The sequence below is a fragment of the Streptomyces cahuitamycinicus genome (assembly GCF_002891435.1).
In the GTDB taxonomy this organism is placed as follows: domain Bacteria; phylum Actinomycetota; class Actinomycetes; order Streptomycetales; family Streptomycetaceae; genus Streptomyces; species Streptomyces cahuitamycinicus.
Genome location: NZ_POUC01000818.1, coordinates 1 through 1481, shown reverse-complemented (window position 1 = coordinate 1481; position 1481 = coordinate 1). Strand labels below are relative to the sequence as shown.

Below are 1481 nucleotides of genomic sequence, written 5' to 3'. Positions count from 1 at the left end.
CCCCACAGCAGCAGCCCCAGCAGTACGCCCCGCAGCCGCAGCGGCCCCAGCCGCCGCAGCGCGAGCCCCGGCAGCCGCGGCAGCGCAGCGCCAACCCGATGCGGATCCCCGGGCTCGGCTGCCTGAAGGGCTGCCTCTTCACGATCGTCATCCTGTTCGTCGCGGGCTGGCTGATCTGGGAACTGAGCCCGCTCCAGGAGTGGATCGGCACCACCAAGGGCTACTGGGACCAGCTCACCGACTGGTTCAGCACCGTCACCGGCTGGTTCGAGAAGCTCGGCGGGAGCGGTTCCGGCACGAACTGACCGGAACCGCCCTGCGGGGTTGGTGATTTGTCGACATCCGGCGGGTGATTTCCGCTTCCACGGTGAAGGTTGGCTCTCCGGACGCGTAGTTTTAGCGACAACACGCGTCGGTAGGAGCAGCCTTGGCACGGAAGATCGGCAGCCGGTACACCGCCCACCAGATCCTGGGGCGGGGCAGCGCCGGCACGGTGTGGCTGGGCGAGGGGCCGGAAGGTCCCGTCGCCATCAAGCTGCTGCGCGAGGACCTGGCGTCCGACCAGGAGCTCGTCGGGCGCTTCGTCCAGGAGCGCACCGCCCTGCTCGGCCTGGAGCACCCGCACGTCGTCTCGGTGCGCGACCTGGTCGTCGACGGCAACGACCTGGCGCTCGTCATGGACCTCGTCCGCGGCACGGACCTGCGCACCCGCCTCGACCGGGACCGGCGCCTGGCCCCCGAGGCGGCCGTCGCCATCGCGGCCGACATCGCCGACGGACTGGCGGCAGCGCACGCCGCGGGCGTCGTGCACCGGGACGTCAAGCCGGAGAACGTCCTCCTGGACATGCAGGGCCCGCTCGGCCCCGGCGGCTCGCACCGCGCGCTGCTGACCGACTTCGGCGTGGCCAAACTCATCGACACCCCGCGCCGCACCAAGGCCACGAAGATCATCGGCACTCCGGACTACCTCGCCCCGGAGATCGTCGAGGGCCTCCCCCCGCGCGCGTCCGTCGACATCTACGCGCTCGCCACGGTCCTCTACGAGCTGCTGGCGGGCTTCACCCCGTTCGGCGGCGGCCATCCCGGCGCCGTCCTGCGCCGTCACGTCACGGAGACGGTCGTCCCGCTGCCCGGCATCCCGGACGAGCTGTGGCAGCTGCTGGTGCAGTGTCTGGCCAAGGCCCCGGCCTCGCGGCTGCGGGCCTCGGAGCTCGGAGCCCGGCTGCGCGAGCTGCTGCCGATGCTGGCGGGCATGCCGCCGCTGGAGGTGGACGAGCCGGACACCGAGTCCGCGGAAGAGGCCGACCGCGAGGAGCAGCCCACCGGACCGGCACCGGCCGGGGAGCGGGTCCGGCGGCGGGGCGCGGTCCCCCTGGTGCCGGGCGCGAAGCCGGCCGACTCCAACCGCGACACCCACACCTCGATGCGCGTCCCCGCCCCCGACGAGCTGGCCGGCGGCGCCCACGGCACGGCCCGGGCCC

Annotated in this window: 1 protein-coding gene and 1 pseudogene; both read left to right on the top strand. The window is 73.4% G+C overall.

Annotated features, from left to right (window positions below):
- A pseudogene (locus tag C1J00_RS43150) lies at nt 1-305 on the top strand (serine/threonine protein kinase); the annotation flags it as partial.
- Nucleotides 306-427: 122 nt separating this feature from the next.
- A partial coding sequence (locus C1J00_RS43145; protein WP_102914205.1) for a serine/threonine-protein kinase occupies nt 428-1481 on the top strand: 1054 nt, incomplete at its 3' end.